Source organism: Tabrizicola sp. (assembly GCF_036781545.1).
GTDB lineage: Bacteria > Pseudomonadota > Alphaproteobacteria > Rhodobacterales > Rhodobacteraceae > Tabrizicola.
This window is the reverse complement of sequence record NZ_DAIQAT010000214.1, coordinates 1-4,484: the sequence shown is the minus strand read 5'-3', so window position 1 is coordinate 4,484 and position 4,484 is coordinate 1. Positions and strand designations below refer to the sequence as shown.

The following is a 4,484-nucleotide window of genomic DNA, read 5'->3' as shown; positions in this document are numbered from 1 at the left end:
CCAACGCTCCTCACGAAAGTTCGACCACGAAACACAAACCTTCAAATCCTGGGCCGAAATCGTCGACGCCAGACCCGCAACCGCGACGGATGCGAGCAGAATGGACTTCCTCATTTCTCTTCCTCCCTTGGACTCTCCGGCATTCGCTGCCGGTCTGGCGATCATCGCCCGCAGCGATCTGGCGCGTTTCCACATTATTTGTCAATTATTATTCTTTGCAATATAAATTGCAAATCGCCGCCTCAGCTCGCCGCATCGAGCAGGTTTGCCACATATTCCAGGCTGGCCCGCAGATGGGTTGCAAGTTCGGGGTCGCGCTGGACCTCGGGGCTGAACGGTTCCATCGAGACGAAGCCCTGGTAGCCCGCCGCCTTGAGCGCCCGTAGTTGCGCGATATTGCCGACCCTGTCGCCGACGAAGATCAGGCCGCGGTCGGGTTCGGTCAACTCGCCCGGCGCCAGGTCGGTGCGCGCGATCCCCGACATATGCGCCAGCCCGATCCGCTCGGGGAAAAGCTGCGTGTCGCCGCAGCGGAAGAACTGGAACGTGTCATAGCACAGCTGATAGGCGTCCCAGCCGTCGATCTCCGTCACCGCCGCCACTGCGCTGTCCTGTCGCGTCATGGTCGAGCCCTTCATCCCCAGCGGCTCGACATAGCCGGTGACGCCATGCGCCTTCAGGATCGGGCGCAACCGCGCCAGTCCCTCGCGCAGCTTGTGCTCGGCCTCCGCCTCGCTCCAGCCATGGCCCTCGTTGTGCACCGGGCACAGCACCAGCCCCGGCGCCCCCAGCGCGGCGGCATAGGCGACCAGCGCCTCGGCCTCGCTTGCGCGGTCGGGGGTCCAGTCGTTGAACCTTTGCAGCGCGTTGACCGAGGCGAGCTTCAGCCCCGCATCGTCCAGCCGCGCCTTGACCTCGGCCGCCGGGGTCCCGTCCTGGAACTCGCGCCCTTCGATGTCGTTGCGGATTTCCACCGCCTGCACGCCCACGCGGCTGGCGAGTGCGATGAATTCCGCAAGCGTCAGCTGCGGCGCGCAGGTGCGGTTCAGGGCAAGGCGGATCGTCATGAGGTTTCCATTGATAACACGTCAGGAGTAGAGTCCGGGCCGGACCCCGAGGAGGAGGCGGGCGCTGTCGCCAGTCTGCAATGCGGTCACGACCTGCTCTGCAATGCCCGTTGCGACATAGCCGTCCCAGGCCGAAGCGCCCACCGGCTGGCCGGTGCGGATCGACCGGACCCAGGCAGTCATCTGGATGCGATAGGCATCGCGGAAGCGGGGAACCCAGTTCTCGGCCCAGCTGTGTCCGTGGCGAAGGGAGTGGTTGGTCACCGTCGCAGTCGGCGCGGCCATCTCGATCGTGCCGTCCCGCCCGACCAGTTGAGCGTGCACATGGTAGCCGTAGCGGGCGTTCATATAGACTTCGGTGGACACGATCTGCCCCCGGTCTGTTTCCATGGTGATGACCAGGGGGTCGCCTCCCGGTCCTTGCAGCACGCGCGCCGAAACCGGTTCGCTATCCAGAAGCCACCGGCTGATGTCGATCTCGTGCACGAAGGAGTTGGTCACCGCCATTGCGCCGGTGAACCACTCCGGGGCCGCCGCATTGCGATGGGTGTTGTGCAAAAGGACCGCCTCGCCGATCTCGCCCGCGATCCGGGAACGGCGCATCTCGACATAAGCCGGATCGAAGCGCCGCATGTAGCCGACCTGCACCAGGCGGCGGCCCGCCTCCACTTCGGCAGAGACGACCTGCAAGGCTTCCTCTGCTGTCGGGGCGAGCGGCTTTTCGCAAAGGACCGGCTTTCCGGCGGCGATGCAAGCCAGCGCCAGCCTTGCATGGGTGGCGTCGGGCGTGGCGATGACGACTGCCTCGACCTCCGGGTCCGCGATCAGCGCCAATGGGTCGGTAAAGCCGGCGGCCGCCCCTGCGACCGACTGCGCCCGCGCCGCGTCGGCATCGCAGACCGCAGCGACAGTGGCCCCCGCCGTCTCCTCGCGCAGGAGGCGGACATGCTCCGCCCCCATCACGCCCGTGCCGATGACGCCGACCTTCAGAGTCATTTCACAGCCAGCCAGCGCCCCTCGCGCGAGGAGGTCTGGATCGTCTCCACCAGTGTCTGGATGCGCAGCCCCTTGCGGAAGTTGAAGGGCTCCGCCCCCTTGCCCGCGATGGCGTTCACATATCCCGCCACCTCGATCGCCTTCAGGTCGTTGAACCCGATCTGATGCCCCGCCGCCACGCAGAAAAGCCCATAGGGCGCATGATCCGGCCCCGCCTCGATCCGGCGGAAGCCCTGCCGTCCCTTGCGATCATCGGTCGAGAAATAGTGGAGCACGTTGAAATGCTCCTGGCTGAAGGCCAGCGCGCCCTTGGTGCCATAGACCTCGAAATCGTGCTGCATCTTGCGGCCGGTCGCGATCCAGTTGCCCTCGATGCTGCCCGTCGCCCCGCTTGCGAAGCGCAGGAAGGCGCGGCCCACGTCGTCGACCTGAACCTCGCGCGAGCCACCCTTGCCGTCCGGACGGCTGCCGATCATCGTCACGCAATCGCCCATCACCCGGGCGATCGGCCCGCACAGGAACTCTGCCGTCGCCAGCGCGTGCGATCCGATGTCGGCCAGAGCCCCGCCCCCCGCCGGGTCGTGGCGGAAGGTGAAGGGGCCTTGGGCGTCGGCCATGTAGTCCTCGGCGTGCAGGCCCCGGTAGCCCCGGATTTCGCCCAGCTCTCCTGCCTCGATCATTTCCCGCGCGGTGGCCAGCATCGGGTTGCACAGGTAGTTGAACCCGACCTGCGTCTTCACCCCCCTGGCCTCGGCGGCAAGCGTCATCTCAAGCGCATCCGCGGCCAGCGGGGCGAGCGGCTTCTCGCAATAGACGTGCTTGCCCGCCGCGATGGCCGCCAGCGACATTTCCTTGTGCAGCGCGTTGGGGGCGGTGATCGAGACCAGGTCGATCTCCGGGTCGGCCATGATCGTCCGCCAGTCGGATGTCGCCTTGGCAAAGCCCAGCGTCTGCCGGGCGCGTTCGGCGGCTTCGGGGGTGATGTCGGCGACCGTGTGCAGCTCCAGATCATAGGGCAGCTCGAACACGCGGGGGGCCGAGGTGAAGCCGAAGACATGGGCCTTGCCCATGAAGCCGGTGCCGATCAGGCCGATGCGGAGTTTCGGTTTGGTCATTTTGCAGGTTCCTTGACGCCGCCCAAAGCGGCCCGGTTGACGACGAGTGCGGGGTCCAGTGCCCCGGCGAAAAAGTCCAGAACGTTCTGCACCGAGGCCAGCGCCATCCGTTCGGCGCATTCCACCGTGAGCGCGGCATTGTGCGGGGTCAGGACCGCCTGGGGCAGGCCGAAGAGCGGGTGATCGGCGATGGGGGGCTCTGCGGCGAAGACCTCGATCCCCGCTCCCCCCAACCGGCCCGCCCGCAGGGCATGGGCTAGCGCCGCCTCGTCGACCAGCCCGCCCCGCGCGGTGTTCACCAACACGGCGGTGGGTTTCATCAGCGCCAGTTCCGCCGCGCCCAGAACGGCCCGGTCGGCGCGGGGCAGGTGGAGGGAGACGGCATCCGCCCCGGCCAGCGCCTGCGCCAGATCGGGTTCGCGGATCGCGCCCTCGGGCCAGCGCTCGGCGGGAAGGAAGGGGTCATGGGCATGGACCTCCATCCCGAAGGCCCGCGCCAGCCCGGCCAGCTTCTGCCCGATCCGCCCGAAGCCCAGGATAAGCAGCCGCTTGCCCGCCACCTCCTGCGTCTGCAAGCCGTTCCGCCAGCCCCAGTCGCCGCTCCGCACCGCCCGGTCGGCGGCGATCAGCCGGTGGGTCGCGGCCAGGATCAGCATCATCGCATGCTCCGCCACGCCCGAGGAGTTCACATCGCCCACGATGCAGAGCGGAATGTCACGCGCGTCCAGCGCCGCCACGTCCACCGCGTCATAGCCAACCCCGTGGCGCGAGACGATCTTCAGGGCGGGGGCCTTCGCGATGGAGGCGGCGCCAAGGGGCTGGGTGCGGATCACCAGCGCGTCGGCCTTTGGCAGGAAGTTCTGGTAGGAAGGCTCGGAAATCTCCTCGACATAGTCGAAGGTCACGCCCTGCGCCTGCCGCAGCAGGTCCAGCCCCGAAGGGTGCAGCTTTCCGGCGACCAGCAGGTGCGGCATCAGTAGCCCCCCTTCTCGGTCTTCGCCGCGACCCCGTCGGTCAGCTTGCGGAAGCCCGCCACCGCAGCCCCCGCCGCCGCCGCAAGGAAGCGCGAGTCGCCCCCGACCGTGGTCATGTCGAAGCCCCAGCCGATGGCGCGGGCGGCATAATCCGGCGTCCCGCAATGCAGCGCGGCGCGCAGGCCGTTCTTCTTGCAGGCCGCCACGATGGTTTGCAGAGCGGCGATCATCTCCGGCTCTTCCCGGTCGAAGCCGGGGGGCAGGCGGCCCTGATGCAGCGACAGCGTCAGGTCCGCCGGGCCGACATAGATCCCGTCCAGCCCCGGCGTCGC

Annotated in this window: 6 protein-coding genes; 1 reads left to right on the top strand and 5 read right to left on the bottom strand. The window is 67.8% G+C overall.

Annotated features, from left to right (window positions below):
* Window positions 1–226 (top strand): hypothetical protein (locus V7Q39_RS19360; RefSeq protein ID WP_333818248.1); only part of this gene is annotated, 226 nt, incomplete at its 5' end.
* 16 nt (window positions 227–242) lie between these two features.
* On the opposite strand, the gene V7Q39_RS19355 is transcribed toward V7Q39_RS19360, so the two are convergent.
* The 5 genes from V7Q39_RS19355 to V7Q39_RS19335 form a co-directional block, all read right to left on the bottom strand.
* Window positions 243–1,067, bottom strand: a complete 825-nt coding sequence (locus tag V7Q39_RS19355; RefSeq protein WP_333818246.1) for a TIM barrel protein — start codon at window positions 1,065–1,067, stop codon at window positions 243–245.
* A gap of 21 nt (window positions 1,068–1,088) precedes the next feature.
* Window positions 1,089–2,063 (bottom strand): Gfo/Idh/MocA family oxidoreductase, encoded by a 975-nt coding sequence (locus V7Q39_RS19350; RefSeq protein ID WP_333818245.1) that lies wholly within the window; start codon window positions 2,061–2,063, stop codon window positions 1,089–1,091.
* Window positions 2,060–3,178 (bottom strand): Gfo/Idh/MocA family protein, encoded by a 1,119-nt coding sequence (locus V7Q39_RS19345; RefSeq protein ID WP_333818244.1) that lies wholly within the window; start codon window positions 3,176–3,178, stop codon window positions 2,060–2,062. The genes V7Q39_RS19350 and V7Q39_RS19345 overlap by 4 nt, the downstream gene beginning before the upstream one ends.
* Window positions 3,175–4,152 carry a hydroxyacid dehydrogenase gene (locus V7Q39_RS19340; protein ID WP_333818243.1) on the bottom strand — a complete coding sequence of 326 codons (978 nt, stop codon included), beginning with the start codon at window positions 4,150–4,152 and terminating at the stop codon, window positions 3,175–3,177. The genes V7Q39_RS19345 and V7Q39_RS19340 overlap by 4 nt, the downstream gene beginning before the upstream one ends.
* Window positions 4,152–4,484, bottom strand: a 333-nt coding sequence (locus V7Q39_RS19335) for an aldolase/citrate lyase family protein (RefSeq protein ID WP_333818242.1), incomplete at its 5' end; no start/stop codon positions are given. The genes V7Q39_RS19335 and V7Q39_RS19340, both read right to left, overlap by 1 nt.